25 protein-coding genes and 1 other annotated feature are annotated in these 23,009 nt (G+C 49.7%); of the genes, 7 read left to right on the forward strand and 18 right to left on the reverse strand.

Annotated features, from left to right (window positions below; genetic code table 11):
• Positions 1 to 11: 11 nt before the first annotated feature.
• The 7 genes from arnA to EAH77_RS09225 form a co-directional block, all read right to left on the reverse strand.
• On the reverse strand, positions 12 to 1,994 hold the full coding sequence (gene arnA, locus EAH77_RS09195) for a bifunctional UDP-4-amino-4-deoxy-L-arabinose formyltransferase/UDP-glucuronic acid oxidase ArnA (protein ID WP_140471905.1): 1,983 nt from the start codon (positions 1,992 to 1,994) through the stop codon (positions 12 to 14).
• The gene (gene arnC, locus EAH77_RS09200) at positions 1,994 to 2,974 is read right to left on the reverse strand and encodes an undecaprenyl-phosphate 4-deoxy-4-formamido-L-arabinose transferase (protein ID WP_140471907.1); all 981 of its coding nucleotides are present in this window, start codon (positions 2,972 to 2,974) and stop codon (positions 1,994 to 1,996) included. Before arnC ends, arnA begins: the two co-directional genes overlap by 1 nt.
• Positions 2,974 to 4,116: a UDP-4-amino-4-deoxy-L-arabinose aminotransferase gene (gene arnB / locus EAH77_RS09205; protein ID WP_140471909.1), complete on the reverse strand. Its 1,143-nt coding sequence runs from the start codon at positions 4,114 to 4,116 to the stop codon at positions 2,974 to 2,976. The genes arnC and arnB overlap by 1 nt, the downstream gene beginning before the upstream one ends.
• 371 nt (positions 4,117 to 4,487) lie before the next feature.
• Complete coding sequence (btuD, locus tag EAH77_RS09210) at positions 4,488 to 5,249, reverse strand: vitamin B12 ABC transporter ATP-binding protein BtuD (protein WP_140471911.1); 762 nt, start codon at positions 5,247 to 5,249, stop codon at positions 4,488 to 4,490.
• Positions 5,250 to 5,276: 27 nt separating this feature from the next.
• Complete coding sequence (locus tag EAH77_RS09215) at positions 5,277 to 5,828, reverse strand: glutathione peroxidase (protein ID WP_140471913.1); 552 nt, start codon at positions 5,826 to 5,828, stop codon at positions 5,277 to 5,279.
• Positions 5,829 to 5,935: 107 nt separating this feature from the next.
• Positions 5,936 to 6,934 (reverse strand): vitamin B12 ABC transporter permease BtuC, encoded by a 999-nt coding sequence (gene btuC / locus EAH77_RS09220; RefSeq protein WP_140472223.1) that lies wholly within the window; start codon positions 6,932 to 6,934, stop codon positions 5,936 to 5,938.
• 178 nt (positions 6,935 to 7,112) lie between these two features.
• Positions 7,113 to 7,535, reverse strand: coding sequence for a DUF2502 domain-containing protein (locus EAH77_RS09225; protein WP_140471915.1), 423 nt, complete (start codon positions 7,533 to 7,535; stop codon positions 7,113 to 7,115).
• 276 nt (positions 7,536 to 7,811) lie between these two features.
• Here EAH77_RS09225 and EAH77_RS25685 point away from each other — a divergent pair, with 276 nt between their 5' ends.
• Positions 7,812 to 7,940: a hypothetical protein gene (locus EAH77_RS25685; RefSeq protein ID WP_277752553.1), complete on the forward strand. Its 129-nt coding sequence runs from the start codon at positions 7,812 to 7,814 to the stop codon at positions 7,938 to 7,940.
• A gap of 327 nt (positions 7,941 to 8,267) precedes the next feature.
• Here EAH77_RS25685 and ihfA read toward each other — a convergent pair whose 3' ends face one another.
• The 8 genes from ihfA to thrS all read right to left on the reverse strand — a co-directional run bounded on the left by ihfA (position 8,268) and on the right by thrS (position 15,471).
• The gene (gene ihfA / locus EAH77_RS09230; RefSeq protein WP_004717732.1) at positions 8,268 to 8,564 is read right to left on the reverse strand and encodes an integration host factor subunit alpha; all 297 of its coding nucleotides are present in this window, start codon (positions 8,562 to 8,564) and stop codon (positions 8,268 to 8,270) included.
• A 4-nt stretch (positions 8,565 to 8,568) separates the two neighbouring features.
• The gene (gene pheT, locus EAH77_RS09235) at positions 8,569 to 10,956 is read right to left on the reverse strand and encodes a phenylalanine--tRNA ligase subunit beta (RefSeq protein WP_140471917.1); all 2,388 of its coding nucleotides are present in this window, start codon (positions 10,954 to 10,956) and stop codon (positions 8,569 to 8,571) included.
• 14 nt (positions 10,957 to 10,970) lie between these two features.
• A complete protein-coding gene (gene pheS, locus EAH77_RS09240) occupies positions 10,971 to 11,954 on the reverse strand; it encodes a phenylalanine--tRNA ligase subunit alpha (RefSeq protein ID WP_140471919.1) in 984 nt (327 codons plus the stop codon).
• A gap of 99 nt (positions 11,955 to 12,053) precedes the next feature.
• Positions 12,054 to 12,178 (reverse strand) — a sequence feature (Phe leader region).
• Positions 12,129 to 12,173 carry a pheST operon leader peptide PheM gene (gene pheM / locus EAH77_RS25335; RefSeq protein ID WP_106120997.1) on the reverse strand — a complete coding sequence of 15 codons (45 nt, stop codon included), beginning with the start codon at positions 12,171 to 12,173 and terminating at the stop codon, positions 12,129 to 12,131. Its footprint overlaps the feature before it by 45 nt.
• Positions 12,179 to 12,297: 119 nt before the next feature.
• Positions 12,298 to 12,654, reverse strand: coding sequence for a 50S ribosomal protein L20 (rplT, locus tag EAH77_RS09255; RefSeq protein ID WP_034791189.1), 357 nt, complete (start codon positions 12,652 to 12,654; stop codon positions 12,298 to 12,300).
• 39 nt (positions 12,655 to 12,693) lie between these two features.
• The gene (rpmI, locus tag EAH77_RS09260; RefSeq protein ID WP_140471921.1) at positions 12,694 to 12,891 is read right to left on the reverse strand and encodes a 50S ribosomal protein L35; all 198 of its coding nucleotides are present in this window, start codon (positions 12,889 to 12,891) and stop codon (positions 12,694 to 12,696) included.
• A gap of 96 nt (positions 12,892 to 12,987) precedes the next feature.
• Positions 12,988 to 13,539 (reverse strand): translation initiation factor IF-3, encoded by a 552-nt coding sequence (gene infC, locus EAH77_RS09265; RefSeq protein ID WP_013576136.1) that lies wholly within the window; start codon positions 13,537 to 13,539, stop codon positions 12,988 to 12,990.
• Positions 13,540 to 13,542: 3 nt separating this feature from the next.
• On the reverse strand, positions 13,543 to 15,471 hold the full coding sequence (gene thrS, locus EAH77_RS09270) for a threonine--tRNA ligase (protein ID WP_140471923.1): 1,929 nt from the start codon (positions 15,469 to 15,471) through the stop codon (positions 13,543 to 13,545).
• A gap of 289 nt (positions 15,472 to 15,760) precedes the next feature.
• Between thrS and EAH77_RS09275 the strand changes: the two genes are divergently transcribed.
• Positions 15,761 to 16,444: a MarC family NAAT transporter gene (locus EAH77_RS09275; protein WP_140471925.1), complete on the forward strand. Its 684-nt coding sequence runs from the start codon at positions 15,761 to 15,763 to the stop codon at positions 16,442 to 16,444.
• 31 nt (positions 16,445 to 16,475) lie between these two features.
• On the opposite strand, the gene EAH77_RS09280 is transcribed toward EAH77_RS09275, so the two are convergent.
• Positions 16,476 to 17,108, reverse strand: a complete 633-nt coding sequence (locus EAH77_RS09280; protein WP_140471927.1) for a transglycosylase SLT domain-containing protein — start codon at positions 17,106 to 17,108, stop codon at positions 16,476 to 16,478.
• 324 nt (positions 17,109 to 17,432) lie between these two features.
• Here EAH77_RS09280 and EAH77_RS09285 point away from each other — a divergent pair, with 324 nt between their 5' ends.
• Complete coding sequence (locus EAH77_RS09285) at positions 17,433 to 18,302, forward strand: fructosamine kinase family protein (protein WP_140471929.1); 870 nt, start codon at positions 17,433 to 17,435, stop codon at positions 18,300 to 18,302.
• An 82-nt stretch (positions 18,303 to 18,384) separates the two neighbouring features.
• On the opposite strand, the gene EAH77_RS09290 is transcribed toward EAH77_RS09285, so the two are convergent.
• Positions 18,385 to 18,933: a YniB family protein gene (locus tag EAH77_RS09290; protein WP_140471931.1), complete on the reverse strand. Its 549-nt coding sequence runs from the start codon at positions 18,931 to 18,933 to the stop codon at positions 18,385 to 18,387.
• Between the two features lie 188 nt (positions 18,934 to 19,121).
• On the opposite strand from EAH77_RS09290, the gene hxpB reads away from it, so the two are divergent.
• Positions 19,122 to 19,787 (forward strand): hexitol phosphatase HxpB, encoded by a 666-nt coding sequence (gene hxpB / locus EAH77_RS09295; protein ID WP_140471933.1) that lies wholly within the window; start codon positions 19,122 to 19,124, stop codon positions 19,785 to 19,787.
• Positions 19,788 to 19,839: 52 nt separating this feature from the next.
• On the opposite strand, the gene EAH77_RS09300 is transcribed toward hxpB, so the two are convergent.
• The gene (locus tag EAH77_RS09300; protein WP_140471935.1) at positions 19,840 to 20,172 is read right to left on the reverse strand and encodes a cupin domain-containing protein; all 333 of its coding nucleotides are present in this window, start codon (positions 20,170 to 20,172) and stop codon (positions 19,840 to 19,842) included.
• Between the two features lie 309 nt (positions 20,173 to 20,481).
• On the opposite strand from EAH77_RS09300, the gene kduI reads away from it, so the two are divergent.
• The 3 genes from kduI (at position 20,482) to EAH77_RS09315 (ending at position 22,860) form a co-directional block, all read left to right on the forward strand.
• Positions 20,482 to 21,318 carry a 5-dehydro-4-deoxy-D-glucuronate isomerase gene (gene kduI / locus EAH77_RS09305; RefSeq protein ID WP_140471937.1) on the forward strand — a complete coding sequence of 279 codons (837 nt, stop codon included), beginning with the start codon at positions 20,482 to 20,484 and terminating at the stop codon, positions 21,316 to 21,318.
• A 73-nt stretch (positions 21,319 to 21,391) separates the two neighbouring features.
• Entirely contained in the window at positions 21,392 to 22,153 is a 762-nt protein-coding gene (kduD, locus tag EAH77_RS09310) for a 2-dehydro-3-deoxy-D-gluconate 5-dehydrogenase KduD (protein WP_140471939.1), read from the forward strand.
• A gap of 149 nt (positions 22,154 to 22,302) precedes the next feature.
• Positions 22,303 to 22,860, forward strand: coding sequence for a metal-dependent hydrolase (locus EAH77_RS09315; protein ID WP_140471941.1), 558 nt, complete (start codon positions 22,303 to 22,305; stop codon positions 22,858 to 22,860).
• The last annotated feature ends 149 nt before the right edge of the window (positions 22,861 to 23,009 follow it).

Consider the following 23,009-nt stretch of genomic DNA (forward strand, 5'->3'; position numbering starts at 1 on the left):
CACAAATTCCGTTATGCCTGATTGTTGTCTGGATTAACCGAACGCAGGAAGAAGTCGAGAGTTTTGTCGACGGTTTTATCCATCGAAACTTCAGGCGTCCAGTTCAGCAGACGTTTAGCATTTTTGATGCTAGGCGTGCGGTGCTCAACATCCTGATAGCCTTTACCGTAGTAGCTGCTGCTTTCCACAGATTTGAAACCGGCAAATGGCGGGAACTGATCGCGTAATGGGTGCGCTTCAAAGCTGCGCAACAGCATTTCGGCCAATTCACGGATGCTGGCTTCGTTAGTCGGGTTACCGATGTTCACGATCTGGCCGTCACAGCGGTTTTCTTTGTTCTCGATGATGCGGAACAGGGCTTCGATACCGTCGTTGATGTCGGTGAAGCAGCGTTTTTGCTCACCCCCGTCCACCAGTTTGATCGGAGAACCTTCTACCAGATTCAGGATCAACTGGGTAATGGCGCGTGAACTGCCGATACGTGCTGCGTCAAGGTTATCCAGACGCGGCCCCATCCAGTTGAATGGACGGAACAAGGTGAAGCGTAAGCCTTCTTTGACGCCATACGCCCAGATCACGCGGTCGAGCAGTTGTTTGGAGACGGAGTAGATCCAGCGCTGTTTGTTGATCGGGCCAACAATCAGACGTGAAGTATCTTCATCGAACTCTTTGTCGTCGCACATGCCGTACACTTCAGAGGTGGACGGGAAGATGATGCGTTTTTTGTATTTCACGCAATCACGGACAATTTTCAGGTTTTCTTCGAAATCCAGCTCGAACACGCGCAGTGGGTTGCGGGTATATTCGATTGGCGTGGCAATCGCCACCAGCGGCAGGATCACGTCACATTTCTTGATGTGATACTCGATCCATTCGGAGTGAATGCTGATGTCGCCTTCGACAAAGTGGAAATGCGGGTTATCCATGAAACGGGAAATGGCATCAGAGCTGATATCCAGACCGAAGATTTCATAGTTATCTTCGCGCAGCAGACGTTCACTCAGGTGGTTACCGATAAAGCCGTTCACACCGAGGATCAACACGCGGGTACGGCGTTTCATCGCGGACGTCGGTAATGAGCTGAGTTTTACATCAGGCATGATCCCCAGTTCCAGTGACAGGCGCGAACCCTGTACATAAAGGCCTGACTCACTCTGACCCGCCTGAATTTCCAGTGCACCTTCAGCACAAGCAACGACCAGCGGGTCGCTCGACAACACGGTTCCCGGTTGTTTGTCATGAGCAATCACCAGCGGACGTGAACGCCAGATGGTCATTTTACGCTGGCCGAGGTAGGTGAATGCCCCCGGATAAGGTTCGGTCACAGCACGGACCAGGTTATTAATTTCGGTTGCCGATTTGTGCCAGTGAATTTCACCATCAGCCGCAGTACGGCGACCAAAATAGCTGGCCTGAGATTCATCTTGTGGTGTCAGGGTGATCTGACCCTGCTTCATTTTAGGCAATACGTCGGCCAGCAGAACCTGCGCAGCATCGCGAACTTTAGCATGCAGGGTCAGCGCAATGTCATCAGCGCTGATTGGCACGGCGCGTTGTGCAACAATGTCGCCCGCATCGGGACGGCTAACCATTTTATGCAGAGTCACACCCGTTTCACTTTCGCCTTTCAACAGCGCCCAGTTAACTGGCGCCCGACCGCGGTAGCGTGGCAATAATGAACCGTGCAGATTGAAGCCGCCTTTTGGCGCCAGAGACAACACGTCATCGCTGATCATGTTGCGATAGTAGAAGGAGAAAATAACATCCGGCTGCAATTCACGGATACGGTCAACCCACAGCGGATGATTCACATCCTCAGGCGCATAAACCGGCAGATTTAAACCGGCACCCAAGCGGGCAACGGAGGCGAAAAAGTTGTTTTCGTCTGGCGAATCGGTATGAGTAAATACCGCTTGTACGTCATAACCTGCGTCAACTAAGGCCTGTAGCCCAACGCAACCAATATCATGGTACGCAAATACAATCGCTTTCATCACTCTTCTTCCTGGCTGTTTTCGTCAGAACGCATTCCAACGACTTTTTGAACAAAATAGCGGGGACGTGCACGAACATCGTTATAGATTCGCCCGATGTACTCACCGAGTAATCCCATGCCCACAAACTGCGCACCGATAAACATAAATAGCAGGGCAAACAGGGTGAAGACCCCATCTGCGGCCCATGCAGGCCCGTTGATTAAACGCATCAAAATCAAAAATACCGCGAGTACGAAACCAAACAGGGCAATGAGACTACCCACCACACTGAGCAAACGCAGCGGTGTAGTTGTCAGGCAGGTGATCAGATCGTACATCAGGTTAATAAGTTTCATCAGGCTGTACTTTGAGTCGCCAAATTCGCGTTCCGAATGCTGCACCGGAATCTCTGCGGTTTTGCGCGCAAAAGTATTCGCCAAAATAGGAATAAACGTGCTGCGTTCATGGCAATGCAGCATGGCTTCGATGATGTGGCGGCGATAGGCGCGCAGCATACAGCCGTAATCCCCCATGGATTTGCCTGTCGCACGCTGGATCATCATGTTGATCATTTTAGATGCAGACTTACGGAACCATGAGTCACGGCGGTTAGCGCGAACGGTGCCAACGACGTCATAGCCCTCTTCAGCTTTCGCCACCAGACGCGGGATCTCTTCCGGCGGGTTTTGTAAGTCGGCGTCAAGGGTGATCACCAGGTCGCCCGATACATGGCTGAAACCGGCCATAATCGCTGAATGCTGACCGTAGTTACGGTTAAGTAGCACAGCAATTATGCAGTTTTCCGGTTGCTCAGCAGCGTGAGTTAACATCTCTGCGGAACGGTCACTGCTGCCATCGTCGATTAAAATGATCTCGTATTTTTGAGTCAATTGACCACACGCGGCCTGCGTACGGGAAAGCAGTGCCGGCAGGCTCTCTTCCTCGTTATAGACCGGGATGACGATCGAGACTTTACGAATAGGTTCAAATTGTACCACTAGTGGGCCTCCACGAGGGAAAATAAGGCCGCGACAACGCGGTCTACATCGCTGTCCTGCATATCAGGGAACAGCGGTAAACTGCACAAACGGTCGGTGTTCCATTCGCTGTGTGGCAGGCTGAGAGTGGGATAACGATCGCGGTAATATTTTTGGGTATGCGCTGCACGGAAATGTAACCCGGTGCCAATGCCGAGGGCTTTGAGGCGCTCCATCAGGACATCACGGCTGATACCACAACGCGCTTCATCCACACGGATCATAAACAGATGCCACGCATGCAGGTGCGGATATTCCGGCACCTTCATTGGCAGGAACGGCGAATCCTGGAGCTTTTGCAGATACAAATTTGCCAATTCGGTGCGACGCGCATTGATTTCAGGCAGCCGACGCAATTGAACTACGGCAATCGCTGCATGAATATCAGAAAGGTTGTATTTGAAACCCGGTTCAATCACTTCAGCCTGTGGCTTACGCCCCTGCACTTCGCGGTCAAATGCATCAACCGCCAGACCGTGGAACTTCAACGCCCGGACTTTTGCTGCCAGTTCGTCGTCATCGGTCGCCACCAGACCACCTTCGGCACAGGTCATGTTTTTAATTGCGTGGAAGGAGAATACTGCCGTCCCCTGCGCACCAATCCAGCGATCGCGGTAACGGGTGCCTGCGGCATGGGCGGCATCTTCAACAATGGCAATGCCATGTTTTTCAGCCAGCGCGTACAGCGGGTCGAGATCCAAAGGTGCACCCGCATAATGTACCGGGATAATCGCTTTGGTTTTTGGTGTGATGGCGGCAGCGACATCGTCAACGCTAATCATCAGGGTATCCGGGTCAACATCAATCATTACCGGCTCTGCACCCAGCAGAACGATCATGTTAATGGTGGAAACCCAGGTCTGAGAAGGGGTGATAACTTCATCGCCGGGGCCGATGCCCAGCGCCATCAGGGTGACGTGCATACCGCCAGTTGCCGAACTGACGGCAATGGCGTGTTTACATCCGAAGGTCGCAGCAAAATCCTGTTCAAGTTGATGCGTCTGCGGACCTGTGGTGATCCAGCCCGAGCGCAGTACATGACTCACCGCCTCAATCTCTTCCTCGCCCATGGATGGACGGGAGAAAGGCAAAAAATTTTCCATGGCACAATCCTGCTAGAGGTAATTTACTCGAATCAAACTTTAGTACGAGTTTAATGAACAATGATTAAACGCCAGACTTCAATATTTCAGGCACAGTGCCAGTTTAAGCTTAATTAAACCTTAAGGCTCGTCAAGTTAACTTGATGAAAAATAGAAAGATATGTGATGATGTCGGTGATTGAAAAACAAATCCCCATAAATATCATAGGGATGGATAATTTCTGATTATGATTATATTAAATACTCTATTAACAATACTTCAACGAACTCGAATTTATTGTTAGCGCGCAATCTATTTTCACATGGATAATTAGATTGTAAACAAGCGTGTCATCAATTATTACAACACACTATTAAAGAATATTCTCATGTCACTTTTCCGACAGAGTCGTCATCAGCCACTGTCTTCCCGCCACATTATGCATCTGGAAATTAACGCCAAACACGCGGGTCAAACAGTTTACCTGCATAACATCTTCACGTTTTCCGGCAGCTATAACCTGCCCTTTCGCCATTAACCATACTTGATGGGCGTGGTGCAACGTGTGATTAAGATCGTGATCGCTGATGATTGCCGTACGCCCACTGGCACAAAATTGGGTGATAAGCCCGTCAAGAGCTTGCTGTTGGGCTACATCGAGGCTGTTCATTGGCTCGTCCAGTAACAGCAGCGTCCCCTGAGGATTGAGTGTCGGCCAGACTTGCAAAAGTACGGCAACCAGACGCACGCGTTGCCATTCCCCACCCGATAACCGTGTCACTGGCCGGCAGAGCTTATCCTGCAAGTGCAATGCCGATGTCAGCATCGCGATTGTTTGTTCGAGTAACGCGGTGTCAACCCCCGCAGGCTGGTGCAGTGAAAGATACTGAAACACCGGCATCATCGATACGGGGAGCGATTGTTGGCAAAGATAGCCGCGCAGCCTGGCACGCTGCACGCCCGTTATCCCTTCAAGCGCCTGTCCGGCGAGGTTGATATGCCCCTCCCCGTCCAGCATTCCGGCAATACGGGCCAACAGGCTGGTTTTCCCAGCACCGTTAGGGCCAATAATATGAACACGGCTACCGGTGCTTACGTGGGTTGTAAATGCCTGCACTCTCCCAGGCACACTCACTTTATGACATTCCAACATGGGCTATCCCTGCGCAGCAATGTGTCGTTATTTTGCCAGTGCCTGTTTGATGGCATCCAACAGCAGAGGATCTTCTGGCGTCATATCAGGCGCAAAACGCTGAATCACGGTGCCATCTCGGCCGATAAGGAATTTTTCAAAGTTCCAAAGAATATTCTCCGGGTGCAACGGCTCGCGCCCTTTACTGGCAAGACGCTGGTAGAACTCGCTGCCTTCGGGTTTGATGGCCTGCGGACAAGCAGCTATCAGGGCTTTGTACAGCGGATGTCGGTTTTCACCATTAACGTCGATTTTGCTGAACATTGGGAATTTGACACCAAAATGGGTGGTGCAGAAATGTTGAATTTCTTCTTCGGTGCCCGGCTCCTGAGCACCGAACTCATTGCATGGAAAGCCTAATACCTCAAAGCCCTGCTCGTGCCAAGCCTGATAGATGTTTTCCAAACCTTCATACTGCTTAGTCAGTCCGCATTGTGATGCGACGTTGACCACCAGCAGTACTGAGCCTTGGTAGGCACCCAGAGTCGTTGCCTCACCGTTAATTTTTTTCAGGGGAAGATCAAAAATTGCATTGCTCATCTTTTATATCCTGCGGTTATTTGCCAATGTCATTAAGGCTGAAAGGTAAACTGAAGCACAGTAAAGATAGTCCGTCTCGCGCATATCGTGCACTAATCCTGTCTGATTCAGGCGGCTTTGACCAGCAGCCAGATGAAAAGGGGTGCCCCCAGGGTTGCCGTCACCACGCCTATCGGCAGTTCCGCAGAGTAGAGTGCGATACGCGCAAGAACGTCAGCCAGCAGTAGCACAGCCCCCCCAACAAGGGCGCAGGCAGGCAATAAATGACGCTGGTCGGTAATCCCACAGAGCCGCAAAATATGAGGAATAATCAGCCCGACAAAACCGATCACGCCGGCTATCGCCACGCTCAGGCCTACGACCCACCCGACCGCCAGTACCAGAAGATTTCGCCATACGGCGATAGACACACCAAGCTGCTGCGCCTGTCCGATGCCCAGCGAGAGAAGATTCAGCGTTTTACCCTGAAAAATCATCCAGACGACCGCAGGAATTAACAATAACCCCAGCCAGCTTTGACGCCAGTCAACGCCACCGAAACCGCCCATCATCCAGTACATTAGCTGGCGCAAATCCAGGTTAGTACTGAAGTAAACCGACCAGGTCATGACTGCGCTGCAGACAATACCAATCGCAACACCCACCAGAAGCAAACGGGCGTTAGTCAGCAAACGCTGTCGGGCAAAATGCAGTAAAAAGAAGGTGATGATCAGTGCGCCGGCCACGGCTGAAAGGCTCATCAACCAGACAGGCAGCAGGCCATTTCCCAGCATGACACACAATACCAGCGCTACCCCCGCCCCATTAGCTACGCCCAGCAGGCCGGGTTCTGCCAGCGGGTTCTCAAACAGAGATTGCATCACTGCGCCGGAGACGGCCAGTCCGGCTCCCACCAGCACGACGGCAAGGGCTCGCGGCAGACGCAGTTGCCAGACAAAAAGTTGGCCCTGCTGGCCGAACCAGGCGTCCGGCCATAACCAGTTTTCACCGGCGCACAAACTAAACAGAAAAACCACGATCAGCACGCCGCCAAACAGGCACAATAAACGGCGGTCGCGGCGCTTTTGCTGCTGTTCGAGAGCGGTGAACGTGGGGATATCTTTCATCAGATCCGGCATGAGAATAGGCATCCTGACGCGTTTGCATGGCGGCAAATCAGCGAATACGGGGAGTAAGAGGATCAGTATCTTACCGATATTAAGCAGTTTTTTGCCTGATATCTCTTAAAAAATGAATAAAAAAAAGGCCAGCGCTTTCGCGCCAGCCTGAGAAATAAGAGTAAAGTTAGTGACGTTGGCCATCTGGAGGGATGGGTTGCCCGTTCCCTTGATGATCATTGTTCCCGCCCTGATGCTTATTATTCCCACCCTGATGGCCATTATTATCATGGTGCTGATCATCACGGTGACTGTTCTGATGAGGCTGCTCATGCCCGCGGTTGTGCGGGGGTCTCGGCGGCGGGGAGGGCTGCCAGCGGTCGCCGCGCCAGTACATGCCACGATCATTACGCTCGCCCACGTGATTTCCCTGATGGCCGCGCCACCACTGTGGTGGACGCCAGTCGTAACCATCCCAATAGTATCCGCGCTGATCCTGATCTCCGAGGTGAACAGAAACGCCGGGGACATTGACGTCAACGGTCACGCCTGCCTGTGCGACGACAGGCAATGCCAGTACACAACAAAGCAGTAAAAGAGATTTTTTCACAGTATTTACCTTATTAATTTTATTAACCTGTTCTTGAGGGAATTTATAACAAGCAGAAATAAGGCTGACTATGAGAGAAAAGGAGCTTTTCGGTTAACTTTCTTGCGGCTTACAATAACAATACAAATGTATCCCCGCAGAAATATAACAGCAGGGTAAAGAGTGGAAACCATTCAAATCTTATAATGCTCTTAACATATCTTAACGTAAGCCTGACAACAGCCTGACACCATTCTATTTATACTGAATGTGTTTATTCAAATGAAGGATATATTTATGCGTCGCATCTTAGCTTTCTTTAGTGTCGCTCTGGTTATCGTCAGCCTCAGTGGTTGCATCTTCCCCGGCCCTTACGGCCATGGCGGCGGTCATCATGACGGTGGACATCCGCACTACTGGCATTGATAGTTAATCTGTTAATGACTGGCTCTCATGGTTATCACTGACTGGCATCAGTAAAAACCATTATTTTCTTGGTCAAAGATATAATAAGGGGCTTCGGTCCCTTACTTTTATTTATAACGCAATGATTGCATCCATTCATAATAAATCACCCCACCGCGACTCAATTTAATCTATCAGACTATTCCTGAATACAAAACCTTCTTAACACTATATTTTCGTTTTAAGTGCGATTACTTTATATTTGTAATATCTAGCGCGACTTGAAAGGTGCATTTGCGGAGAAACCTAAAAAAAAGGCCGCTTGCGCGACCTTTTTGTTCAACTCACTTATTCTTTAGGAGTGGCATTCTCAACCCGGCTTTTCAACTTCTGCCCCGGACGGAAAGTCACCACACGGCGCGCCGTGATCGGAATATCTTCGCCGGTTTTCGGGTTACGTCCCGGACGTTGGTTTTTGTCACGCAGATCGAAATTGCCAAAGCCAGACAATTTAACTTGTTCGCCATTCTCCAAAGCGCGACGCACTTCTTCGAAGAATAGTTCGACCAGGTCTTTGGCATCCCGTTTGCTAAGCCCGAGCTTTTCAAACAGGTGTTCTGACATTTCAGCTTTAGTAAGCGCCATAGGTTCAATCCCTCAAGGATGCTTGGAATCGCTGCTTTAGAGCCTCTACGCATTTTGCAACGGTAGCGGCGATCTCTTCTTCTTCCAGTGTACGAGCGGTATCCTGCAATACCAGACTGATAGCCAGGCTTTTATAACCCTCTGCCACGCCCTTCCCACGATACACGTCAAATAAGTTTACGCCAACTACCTGATTTGCGCCAACTTTCTTACACTCCGCCAAAATATCGTCTGCGGGGACGTTTTCAGCAACCACAACAGCGATGTCACGACGGTTTGCCGGGAAGCGCGAAATGGCTTTCGCATCAGGCAGCACGCGGTCTGCGAGGTTATTCCACAACAATTCAAACACCACTGTGCGACCGTTTAGGTCAAGCTTACGTTCCAGCTCAGGATGGACTACACCAATGAAACCAATACGTTCGCCGCGTAAATAAATTGCTGCACTCTGCCCAGGATGCAGCGCAGGATTCGCTTCAGCTTTGAACTGGACATCATTTAATTTGCCAGTAAGTTCAAGAATCGCCTCAAGATCGCCTTTCAAATCGTAGTAGTCAACTGTCTGGCGCGCCAGATCCCAATGCTCTTCATTTTTATTGCCGGTGATCACAGCAGACAGCATGACGTCCTGACGGATACCCAGATTCGCTTGGATATCAGGTACAAAGCGCAGACCACTTTCAAAAATACGTACCCGGCTTTGTTGACGGTTTTGGTTGTAAACTGCGGAGGTCAACAAACCCGTCCATAGCGAAAGGCGCATGGCAGACATTTCAACCGAGATTGGACTTGGTAAAATCAGTGCTTCTTCGCCAGGATGCAGCAAACTTTGAATTTTTGGATCGACGAAGCTGTAAGTAATCGCTTCCTGGAAACCACGGTCAACCAGCAGATTTTTAACACGTTTTAATGACAAATTCGCTTCGCGATGCTTGGTCATTTCCAGATTGGCTTTAACCGGTACATCCGGGATGTTGTTGTAGCCATACACACGCGCGACTTCTTCAACCAAATCCTCTTCGATTTGCATATCGAAACGCCAGCTTGGTGCAACAGCCGTCCAACTATCACCCTGTTTTTCAACCTGACAGCCCAGGCGTGACAGAATGTCAGTCACCTGTGCATCACCAACATGATGGCCGATCAGGCGATCCAGTTTTTCACGACGCAGCTGAATGATCGCGGCTTTTGGCAAATCTTTTTCCGAGGTGACGTCAATGATCGGACCCGCTGCCCCTCCACAAATATCCAATAGCAGCGCCGAAGCGCGCTCCATGGCTTTATGTTGTAATGCAGGGTCGACGCCACGCTCATAGCGGTGTGATGCATCGGTATGCAGGCCCTGGCGGCGTGCACGGCCAGTGATGGACAATGGATTGAAGAAAGCACACTCCAGCAGTACGTCCTGCGTCTCTTCATTAACGCCCGAGTGTTCACCACCAAAAATACCGGCCATTGCCAGCGTTTTTTCGTGATCCGCAATAACTAACGTGTCGTCATTGAGCTTAGTTTTGGTGCCATCAAGCAGCGTCAGCGCTTCGTCTTTCTGCGCCATACGCACCACGATACCGCCCTGAATGCGATTCAGGTCAAATGCGTGCATCGGCTGGCCAAGTTCAAGCAGCACGAAGTTAGTGATATCGACAACCGGATCAATTGAACGGATACCGCAGCGACGCAGTTTCTCACGCATCCACAGCGGAGTGGCCGCTTTGACATTGATACCTTTAACGACACGACCCAGATAACGTGGGCAATCCTCGGTGGCCTGTACATCAATGGGCAGGACATCGTTGATGGTGGCCGCGACTGGCGACATGTCAGGTTCAGTTAACGGCAACTGATAAAATACCGCCACATCGCGGGCTACACCGATGATACCCAGACAGTCGGCGCGGTTTGGCGTCACGCTGATCTCAATGGTGCTGTCGTCAAGCTTGAGGAATTCACGAATGTCGGTACCGACCGGTGCATCAACCGGTAATTCGATGATGCCATCGTGGTCTTCGGAAATCCCCAGCTCAGAAAACGAGCACAGCATCCCTTCAGAAGGCTCGCCACGCAGTTTTGCTGCTTTGATTTTAAAATCACCCGGCAGCACGGCGCCCACGGTGGCTACCGCGACTTTCAGACCCTGACGGCAGTTTGGCGCACCGCAGACGATATCGAGCAAACGTTCGCCACCCACGTTCACCTTGGTGACACGCAGTTTATCGGCATTAGGATGCTGACCGCACTCGACAACTTCACCGACCACAACGCCGTGAAAAGCACCAGCAACTGGCTCTATGCCGTCAACTTCCAGACCGGCCATGGTAATTTGGTCAGATAATGCTTCGCTGCTGATGGCTGGGTTTACCCATTCGCGCAACCAGAGTTCACTGAATTTCATGTGATATTTCCGCCTTACTTAAACTGTTTGAGGAAACGCAAATCGTTTTCGAAGAATGCACGCAAGTCTGTCACGCCGTAGCGCAACATGGTAAGACGCTCCATTCCCATACCGAAGGCGAAACCAGAGTAGATTTCAGGATCAATGCCAACATTGCGCAGTACATTCGGATGCACCATGCCGCAGCCCAAGACTTCCAGCCATTTGCCATTTTTGCCCATTACGTCCACTTCAGCGGAAGGTTCAGTAAACGGGAAATAGGAAGGACGGAAACGGATCTGCAAATCGGCTTCAAAGAAGTTATTCAGGAAGTCATGCAACGTGCCTTTCAGATTGGTGAAGCTGATGTCTTTATCAACAATCAGGCCTTCCATCTGATGGAACATCGGTGTGTGTGTCTGGTCGTAATCGTTACGGTAAACGCGGCCAGGCGCGATAATACGAATAGGCGGCTGCTGCCCTTTCATGGTACGAATCTGTACACCAGAGGTCTGTGTACGCAACAAACGGGTGGCGTCGAACCAGAAGGTATCGTGGTCCGCACGGGCCGGGTGGTGGCTCGGAATATTCAACGCATCGAAGTTATGGTAGTCATCTTCAATTTCAGGCCCTGTTTCCACGGTAAAGCCCAACTCACCAAAGAAAGTTTCAATGCGGTCGATAGTACGGGTCACTGGATGCAAACCGCCGTTTTCGATGCGACGGCCAGGCAGAGAAACGTCGATAGTCTCTTCAGCCAGTCGGGCATTCAGTACTGCGGACTCCAGCGCATTTTTACGCGCATTCAAAGCATCCTGAACCTGCGTTTTCGCTTCATTGATCACGGCACCCGCTGCCGGGCGCTCTTCCGCTGGCAGTTCGCGGAGAGTTGTCATCTGGAGTGTCAGGTGGCCTTTCTTACCAAGATACTCGACACGCACGTTATCCAGCGTGGCAATATCCTGAGCACTCTCTACGGCGGCCTTGGCGTGGGCAACCAGTTCTGCGAGATGTGGCATTGCTTTCCTCTTCTTCTGGCCTGCATGGCCGGATGTGAAATAACTGTTATTAATCAGGGGCGCGATTTTGGCCCTGAACCTTAGTGAATAAAGAACAGATACAAAAAAGCCTCCACGAGGGAGGCTTAGGCGCTACTTTTCGTTTCTTCTCTTACGCGCGAAAGCCTTCCTGAATCAGGCGCTAAAGTAAAAAAAGAAACGGAAAATAGCAGCATTCATGCTTGCAGGTACCTTGTTGGTTTGACGCAAAACATGCGACGTGATCATCAGGATGGAATTAAACCATTAATCCGATTGATTATAAACAAAAAAGAGGGAGCAAGCTCCCTCTTTTTTAGCTGACTTACGCCAGTGCTGCTTTCGCTTTTTCGACCAGTGCGCTGAACGCGAACTTATCGAAAACGGCGATATCAGCCAAAATCTTACGGTCAATTTCAATAGAAGCTTTTTTCAAGCCGTTAATGAATTTGCTGTAAGACATGTCGTTCTGACGAGCTGCTGCGTTGATACGCGCGATCCACAGCTGACGGAACTGACGTTTCTTTTGACGACGGTCACGGTAAGCGTATTGACCAGCTTTGATAACAGCCTGGAATGCAACACGATATACGCGCGAACGGGCACCGTAGTAACCTTTCGCCTGCTTTAAAATTTTCTTGTGACGTGCACGTGCAATCACACCACGTTTTACGCGAGCCATATGCTCTCCTGAGTATTATTCTTGATTAAAAAAAAGTATTTATGCGTACGGCAGACATGCGGTGACAAGGCCCAAATCGTTCTTGGATACCATGCCTTTAGGACGCAAGTGACGTTTACGCTTAGTCGCTTTTTTGGTCAGAATATGACGCAGGTTTGCGTGCTTACGCTTAAAACCACCACTACCGGTTTTTTTGAAGCGTTTAGCGGCGCCGCGTACTGTTTTGATCTTTGGCATTTTACATTCCACTTCGCATTGTTATTAACATGAATCAGAAAGGCGAATTTTCCCCGCGCAGCGCAAGCACTGCGCGGGGAAAGTTACTTGGAAGCCTTACTGTTTCTTCTTAGGTGCGAGCACCATGATCATCTGACGGCCTTCGATCTTCGTAGGGAAGGATTCGACAACGGCCAATTCAGAATCTTCACACAGGTCTTTACGGACGCGGTTAAGCACTTCCATACCGATCTGCTGGTGCGCCATTTCACGCCCACGGAAACGCAGGGTGATTTTGGCTTTATCGCCATCTTCCAGAAAGCGAATCAGGTTGCGTAGTTTGACCTGATAGTCGCCATCATCGGTACCAGGTCGGAATTTGATTTCCTTAACCTGAATAACTTTTTGTTTCTTCTTCTGCTCTTTAGTCGACTTACTCTTCTCGTAGAGGAATTTGCCGTAATCCATGATTCGACAAACTGGCGGCTCGGCATTCGGACTGATTTCTACTAAATCGACGCCCGCTTCCTCAGCTTTTTCAAGAGCTTCATTCAGACTGACAATACCAATCTGCTCGCCATCGACGCCGGTGAGGCGAACTTCTTGCGCGCGAATCTCTTTGTTAATGCGATTAGGACGCGCCGGTTGAACTCGTTTTCCGCCTTTAATACTTTATTCCTCCAGTTGATGAAGACTTCTGCTGCGGATCTCCGCGAGCAGTTTGTCAACGACTTCGCTAACGGCCATGCTTCCTAAGTCTTTTCCGCGGCGGGTACGAACGGCAACTTTGCCCGCTTCGACCTCTTTATCGCCACAAACCAACATATAAGGAACACGACGTAGCGTGTGTTCGCGGATTTTAAAGCCAATCTTCTCATTTCTCAAGTCGGCTTTAACGCGAATGCCTGCTTCTTGCAGTTTTTTAGTTAATTCTTCGACATAGGTAGCTTGTACGTCAGTAATATTCATTACGACTACCTGAACCGGAGCAATCCATGTTGGGAAGAAGCCCGCATATTCTTCGGTAAGAATACCGATGAAGCGTTCCATTGAACCCAGAATTGCACGGTGAATCATTACCGGTACCTGACGATCATTGCTTTCGCCAATATAAGAGGCGTTCAGGCGGCCGGGTAATGAAAAGTCGAGTTGCACGGTACCACACTGCCACGCACGATCCAAACAATCATGCAAGGTGAATTCAATTTTGGGGCCATAAAACGCCCCTTCACCCGGCTGATATTCGAATTCAATCTTGTTTTCGGTCAATGCTGCCGCGAGGTCATCCTCGGCCCGGGTCCACATTTCGTCAGTACCAATGCGTTTTTCAGGACGGGTTGATAACTTAACCACAATCTTTTCAAAACCAAAGGTGCTGTACATGTCGTATACCAAGCGGATACAACTGTTAACTTCGTCACGTACCTGCTCTTCGGTACAGAAGATGTGAGCATCGTCCTGAGTGAAGCCACGTACGCGCATCAGGCCATGTAATGCACCAGAAGGCTCATTACGGTGACAGCTACCAAACTCAGCCATGCGTAATGGCAAGTCACGGTAAGACTTCAAGCCTTGATTGAAAATCTGTACGTGACCTGGGCAGTTCATCGGCTTGATGCAATACTCACGGTTTTCAGAAGAAGTTGTGAACATTGCCTCTTTGTAGTTATCCCAGTGACCGGTTTTCTCCCACAGTACGCGGTCCATCATGAAGGGACCTTTCACTTCCTGATAGTCATATGACTTCAGTTTCATGCGCACGAAGGCTTCCAGCTCACGGAATATAGTCCAGCCATCGTTGTGCCAGAAAACCATGCCTGGCGCTTCTTCCTGCATGTGGTAGAGATCCAACTGCTTACCGATTTTACGGTGATCGCGTTTGCCGGCTTCTTCCAAACGTTGCAGGTAAGAGTTCAGTTGTTTCTTCTCAGCCCAAGCAGTGCCGTAGATACGTTGCAGCATTTTATTTTTGCTGTCGCCACGCCAGTAAGCCCCGGAAGTTTTCTGCAATTTAAAATGATGGCAGAAACGCATATTGGGAACGTGGGGACCACGGCACATATCCACGTACTCTTCGTGGTGATACAAGCCAGGCTGGTCATCATGGCTGATGTTTTCATCCAGAATCGCCACTTTGTACTGCTCGCCACGATTTTCAAACGTATCGCGCGCTTCCTGCCAGCTGACTTTCTTTTTAATAACGTCGTAATTTTTTTCAGCCAGTTCATGCATACGCTTTTCAAGCAGATCAATGTCTTCCTGAGTCAGCGTGCGATCTAAATCGACATCGTAATAAAAACCATTGTCGATAACCGGACCGATAGCCATTTTAGTGTTTGGCCATAACTGCTTAATCGCGTGGCCTAACAGGTGCGCACAAGAGTGACGCAAGATTTCCAAACCGGCTTCGTCTTTGGTGGTGATGATCGCTAACTGTGCGTCTTCGGTGATCAAATCTGTCGCATCGACCAGTTCGCCATTCACACGGCCTGCGATACAGGCTTTCGCCAGACCAGGACCAATATCAAGGGCAACATCAAGAGGTGAAACAGCCGCATCAAACGAGCGCTGGCTTCCATCAGGAAGGGTAATAACAGGCATTTTAATTCCTTATCTACAGTGGTGCCCCACACGACAGAGCACATATAGAAAAATATTTGAGTGTGAATTCATTCGATTAGTTACGCTATTCAGCTCTACTTTGCCGAATATATGCACCCGTGAAGCCCTGATTTCATGACTTCAGGATGCGACGTAAAAAACGCCAGTCAGTGTAACATCCGTAAAGTGCGCTTTTCCAGCAACCTGAGTTGCTTAATGGTGATATTTTTCGTGTAATTCATGCCAGCACACTAACGTTAAAAGGACGTAATCAGATGGATGATAATTTATGACCGAAATCGGCCTGCTGTTTAAAGCCATCGGCTTAGGATTGGTGATCTTGCTGCCACTGGCGAATCCGCTGACCACGGTCGCATTATTACTGGGGTTATCAGGCAATATGACCGAACAAGAGCGCAACCATCAGTCATTGATGGCTTCGGTCTATGTGTTCGTTATCATGATGGTGACCTATTACGCAGGCCAGGTGGTGATGAATACCTTCGGTATTTCTATTCCCGGGCTGCGCATTGCCGGGGGGCTGATCGTCGCCTTTATCGGTTTCCGCATGCTTTTCCCTCAGCCCCATGCTGAAGAGAAAACCATGGTTGAGAACAAAACCGAGGAGATGAAAAAACAGGACTCACCGAATATCGCCTTCGTTCCCCTCGCCATGCCAAGTACGGCAGGCCCCGGTACCATTGCAATGATCATCAGCAGCGCCTCGGCTATTAAAGATGGCGTGGATTATCCTGCATGGGTTATCGCTGTCGCACCGGTTTTAATCTTTCTCATTATTGGCCTGATTCTTTGGGTTTGCCTGCGCAGCTCAGGCGCCATTATGCGTCTGGTCGGGAAAAGCGGGATTGAAGCAATTTCACGTTTGATGGGATTCTTACTGGTCTGTATGGGCGTGCAGTTTGGTATTAACGGAATTCTGGAAATTATTTCGCACTATCCATCAGCGACCTGAGAGGTACGCTGATGGACAGAATGAACAAGGCTTATCGCATCGCCAGATAAGCGTTGTTCACTTTCCACAAGTAGCGAGGCGCTTGCGGTGCAGGATGTTTCTGCTGTACGTGCTGATAAAATTGTTCCGGCGTCATCTGATTAATCTTCGCCACAGCATAGGTTTTGTCGCTGGAGAAGGTTCTCAGCAAGGCGCCGGCACCGTTCACATAGGCAACGGTGGTGGCATATCGTCGGGTCTGGGGATCGCTGATACCCGCCAACTGCTGTTGCAACATACTCAGATACGCGGTGCCTAAATCAATATTAACCGCCGGATCTTTCAATTCATGCGTACTGGGTTGACCGTAACGTCCTTTCATTCGATAGGCATCACGCCCTGCGGTTGACGCTTTCAATTGCATCAAACCCACGGCATTAGATTTGCTCACGACAGTGGGATTAAACCCTGACTCAACCTGAATAATCGCTTTTACCAGTGTTTCATCAACACCATAGGTATTAGCGGCCTGGTGGATAACGCTTCCGTAAGGTCCCTGATGCATCATGGACGTGTCCGGGGTAGCGGCCGGTGGATTCAGAAAGTGAGTCCGTTGTACCGGCGTTTCTTTAGCGCAACCTGCTAATAAAAGCGCGGCCATCAAATAAAGAATTTTTGGTTTCACGTTATGCCTCTCGCGACGTTGACGGAAGCCAGCATATACATCTTCTTCGCACACCTGAATATATTTTTTAGTCTATGATCAATAATGTTCTGTTAAACAAAGGTGTTAGAAGTTAGTCGATAAGATAAATCTGGTTATATTTGACCATTCATTTCATTTATTCCTATTTTTTGGTTTTTCATTGATCCCAACACACGACGTTTTGCGAGCGAATCGATATATATTTACCTCACGACCTGATTTAGCTGTGCGCCGGATCGGGTTTTTTAAGCGGTAAAAACGCTAACTTAATGAATTATCAGGCCAGTCCGAAGGGGTGATTCCATGTGGCAAGCCGTTAATCGTCTGTTAAGTGAACATCTTGGCAATGCTGAAATCCGCGAGCGTGTGGAGCTGCCGGGGGGAGAAATTCACCCCGCCTGGCGACTGAGCTACGGGGACCGCGACGTGTTTGTAAAATGCAATTCACGTGAAATGTTACCGATCTTTTCTGCTGAGGCAGATCAGCTCTCACTGCTTGCCCACAGCCAAACCGTGCGCGTACCAGAGGTTTATGGTGTCGGCAGCGATCGCGACTACAGTTTCCTGCTGCTGGAATATTTGCCGCTTGAACCGCTAGATGCCGACAGTGCTTACCTTCTCGGACAACAGTTATCTGACCTTCACCAGTGGAGCGAGCAGCTGCAATTCGGCCTCGATTTTGATAACGAACTGGCAACATTGCCGCAGCCCAATACCTGGCAGCGCCGCTGGGCGACTTTTTTCGCCGAACAACGCATCGGCTGGCAGTTACAGCTCGCGGCGGAAAAAAACATGATCTTTGGCAATATTGACGATATCACCGCCATGGTCGAGGCTCGTTTGCATAACCATCAGCCCCGCCCGTCCCTGTTACACGGCGATTTGTGGCCACATAATTGTGGTTTAGCGCCCAGCGGCCCGGTGATTTTCGACCCAGCCTGTTACTGGGGAGATCGCGAATGCGATCTGGCTATGTTGCCGTTATATCCTAAAGTCCCGGCTAATATTTATGATGGTTATCATAGCCGGACACCTCTTCCTGAAGATTTTGCCCTGCGTCAGCCGGTGTACCAGTTATATTATTTACTCAACCGAAGTAATCTTTTCGGCGGGCAACATTTGGTTGTGGCGCAACGTGCCGTTGAGCGCTTGCTACGCAGCGACGATTTATGAACAGACAAAAAAAAGCCTGAGTCAATTTCCGTCTCAGGCATGCTGGATTGTAATGAGAAAGAGTCTCTTATTGCAGCCTACATCAGCCGAATAAACCTAACAGTTTCAGAATAAAATAGGCAACGACCGCCAGAATAATTGGCAGGATATACAGTGGGAAGAACTGAACAAAAATAGTATGGCGCGGCAATATAATGCGCTCTTCAATTTGTTGTTTCGTCCGTCCTTCATTTCCCTTCGCTTGTTCCAGAATCAACTGATCCTGAACGCCTTCACGAATATGTATCACCTGACGTGACATTCTTGCGCCAGACGCCTGTAACGCCAGCCCGATGAAAATCAGCCAGTAAATGATGAAGAACATAATATTCGCGGAAGTAATGCCTTGCCCCAAAACCGGCACCGGTGAGTTGTACCAGAACATGTTCAGGAAAGAGGTGTTGAAACGCACCATATCGACCATAACATGCACAAAATCCAGCATCACGGCGTTGATCCCCTGCTGGGCCTTACTGTGCTCATAAACAAAGTTCAGTAGTGAAATCCCCGTGGACAATAATGCGGGAATGAACACAACCCACCCCATAATCCGTTTTAACACAGCAACACGTCCGGCTTGTTGATACGTCATGAATTCCCCTTGTAAGGACGTCTCAGTTATCGCCTAAGTTTACCTACAGATTATCGACACCGCCCAGTGTTTTAATGGCTTAGCGCAAAAGTCAGGGAAAATGGGGGGCCGGCGCGGTTCTTTTCACTATTTCATCCGCGCCGGAACGAATGCTAAAGTGACTTTCCCTTACTAAGGAGTGAAAACTAATGGCATATACACGCCCCGTTACTGCAGCAATTTTTGATATGGATGGCCTGCTGATCGATTCCGAACCTTTATGGACGCAGGCAGAATTGGACGTTTTTGCCGATTTAGGGCTAGATCTGTCACAACGACATTTATTGCCGGACACCTTAGGCCTGCGTATCGATCAGGTGGTCAGAATGTGGTATCAGGCCATGCCTTGGCAGGGGCCGACTCAAACTGAAGTCACACAGCAAATTATCGCCCGCGCCATTGAACTGGTGGAACAGACGCGCCCTCTCCTGCCAGGTGTCACACACGCGCTGGAATTGTGCCGTGAGCAAGGGTTGAAAATTGGTCTGGCTTCCGCATCACCTCTGCATATGCTGGATAAGGTGCTGGAGATGTTCAACCTCACCGCCTATTTCCAGATACGGGCATCAGCCGAAAATCTGCCGTACAGCAAACCGCACCCTGAGGTCTATTTACAGGCAGCCTCTCAGTTGCAGGTTGATCCCCTGAACTGTGTGACGCTGGAAGACTCTTTCAACGGGATGATCGCCACTAAGGCCGCACGTATGCGCTCAGTGGTTGTTCCAGCTCATGAATTCAGTGCTGATGCACGCTGGGCGCTGGCTGACGTCAAGTTGTCTTCGCTTGAACAGTTAAAGGCGGTACATATCCGCTAATGACACAGGGCGCACCGCAGGGTGTGCCCGTCGTTTTTAAGCCGGACTCACGTTAAAGAAAATCAGCGCGCTTAGGTGAAAATGTATCAATCAGCACACTGTCCTGCTCAAGTGCCACTACACCATGCATCTCATGTTTTACCGCCCGATAGGCATCTCCCGTCTTAAGCACTCTTTTTACACCGTCAATTTCCACTTCAAAACTGCCTGCGGCAACATAAGCGATCTGATCATGAATATCATGCTGGTGAGCAACCCCAATCGCTCCCCGATCAAAATGCACGGCCACCATCATCAGCTCATCACTCCAGGTCATGATCTTGCGCTTAATTCCATTTCCCAGCACTTCCCAGGGGGTTTCATCAAAAATAAAGAAAGTTTTCATCACAGATCTCCGTCACAGACGATGGCAAAATTACCTTATTGCGCCGCGATAAGCAGCGCTTCTTCAAGGCATTCTAATGATCGCAGCAGCATTGCCACGGTTTAATGTCTGAAATCTTGAACTCCCTCATAAAATAAATAAAACATCATTTCATTTTTATTGAATTAGCATCCCAATGCTTCTATGCTGCTTGCAACAAGGATGAGCCGGGCAACAGGAACCTTGCGGTGATGTCACTGCCACACACGCTGCAATCCGGTTCGGTGATTCCTCCATTCGTAACACTGACCACGCACGAGAGGCACAGACATGCAAGTCCGTCAAAGCATCCACAGCGATCATGCCAAACAGCTCGATACCGCAGAATTACGCCGCGAATTTCTGATCGAGAAAATCTTCGAAAAGAATAACTACACCATGACCTACAGCCATATCGACCGCATCATCGTCGGCGGTGTTATGCCTGTCGATATTAAGGTTTCCGTGGGTAATGAAGTGGGCAAGCAACTCGGCGTGAGCTATTTCCTTGAACGTCGCGAGCTCGGCGTGATCAATATCGGCGGGCCGGGGCTGATTGTCGTCGATGATATAACCTATGAAATAGGGCACGAAGAGGCATTGTATGTTGGCAAAGGGGCCAGGCAGGTTGAGTTCAGCAGCCTTGATTCGTCCAGGCCTGCCAAGTTTTATTACAACAGTGCGCCAGCACACACGACCTTTGCGAATAAAAAAATCACCTTAGCAGAAGCATCCCCGCAGACCATTGGCGACGCGGCAACCAGTAACCGCCGCACCATCAATAAATTCATTGTTCCTGACGTGCTTGAAACCTGCCAACTGACCATGGGCCTGACCAAACTTGAACAGGGAAGCTTGTGGAACACCATGCCGTGTCATACCCACGAACGCCGTATGGAAGTCTACTTTTACTTCGATATGGACGATGAAACTGCAGTCTTTCACATGATGGGACAACCACAGGAGACGCGCCATCTGTTGGTTCATAACGAACAGGCGGTTATTTCTCCAAGCTGGTCAATTCATGCAGGCGTTGGCACCAAACGCTATACCTTCATCTGGGGCATGGTGGGAGAAAATCAGGTATTTGATGATATGGACCACGTCAAAGTCAGCGAACTGCGCTAAACAGCCAGCTCTGCCCAATACCGGCGGAGCATCCCTTTACGGCGGGAGCGCCGTTGTATAAGTGAGAGAAAACATGATACTCAATACATTTGATTTAGCAGGAAAAGTAGCTCTGGTAACCGGCTGTAATACGGGTCTTGGCCAGGGAATGGCGCTTGGGCTGGCTCAGGCTGGTTGCGACATCGTTGGTGTCAATGTCAGCGCACCCGATGAGACAGCACAAAAAGTGACCGCTCTGGGTCGCCGTTTTCTTGATTTACGCGCCGATCTCAGCACGATTGCAGGCATCCCTGAGCTTATTGACACCGCAGTAAGTGAATTCGGCCATATTGATATTCTGGTCAACAATGCCGGAATAATCCGCCGCGAAGATGCTATCGAGTTTAGCGAGAAAAACTGGGATGATGTGATGAACGTAAACAGTAAAACGCTGTTTTTCATGTCGCAGGCCGTGGCGCGACAGTTCATAAAACAGGGACATGGTGGCAAAATTATAAATATCGCCTCCATGCTTTCCTACCAGGGCGGGATCCGCGTGCCTTCCTATACGGCGTCAAAAAGCGCAGTGATGGGTATTACGCGTTTGATGGCGAACGAGTGGGCAAAACACAACATTAATGTGAATGCCATCGCACCAGGCTATATGGCAACCAACAACACCGAGCAGCTGCGTGCGGACGAAGATCGTAGTAAAGAGATCCTCGAACGTATTCCTGCCGGGCGCTGGGGCATACCCGAAGATGTCATGGGGCCGGTTGTGTTCCTGTCCTCCAAAGCCTCTGACTACATCAACGGTTATACTATTGCAGTAGACGGCGGCTGGCTGGCACGATAGGTTGCCGAAATGTGATTGAAAGGCGCAAAATTTGCGCCTTTTTGCTTTTTTATCAACCTGTTGACAATTCGTTACAGCGTAACACTTCCCTGATTGTGACACTTTCACATATACTGGATAAAATAACAGTCATTCAGTTCGGAAGCTTCATGACGGCGGAAGGCCATCTCATATTTTCCATTGCCTGTGCGGTGTTCGCCAAAAAAGCACAGCTCTCACCGGAGCTGGCTCATGGTGATTGGTGGCATATTATCCCGGCGTCTCTGCTGACTTCGCTGCTGCCCGACATCGATCACCCAAAATCCCTGATAGGCCAACGCCTGAAGTGGATTTCGCATCCTATTGCCCGCATTTTTGGTCACCGGGGCTTTACCCACAGTTTGCTGGCGGTGATTGCCAGTATATTCTTATTCCGCACCCACTTTCCCCACGACTGGATGATCCCTGTTGATGCCCTGCATGCCATGATCATTGGTTATCTCAGCCATATCCTGGCGGATATGCTGACACCTGCCGGTGTTCCATTACTGTGGCCTTGCCGCTGGCGTTTCCGATTACCGCTGATCAACAGCCAAAAAGGCAATCAGCTTGAGCGGACGTTATGTTTGCTATTGGTCGGTTTCACCCTGTTCTGGCCAAACTGGACGCCCATTATTGGTGCAATAAAACCTGAGTCTTTCAGCAAAATTTTGAACCTGATCACGTAACTCTGGTTAAAAATCCATCACTTCGTATTTTTTGCATACAAAATACGATTAAACGTTATAAGAAATTCTTTTTGAATATAATTGATGACTGCACTGACCTGATATTCTGTCGCCCAATGCTGCGTGATGGTGCACTCCTCGCTGAGAAC

It is taken from the genome of Ewingella americana, assembly GCF_006438725.1.
Lineage (GTDB): Bacteria > Pseudomonadota > Gammaproteobacteria > Enterobacterales > Enterobacteriaceae > Ewingella > Ewingella americana_A.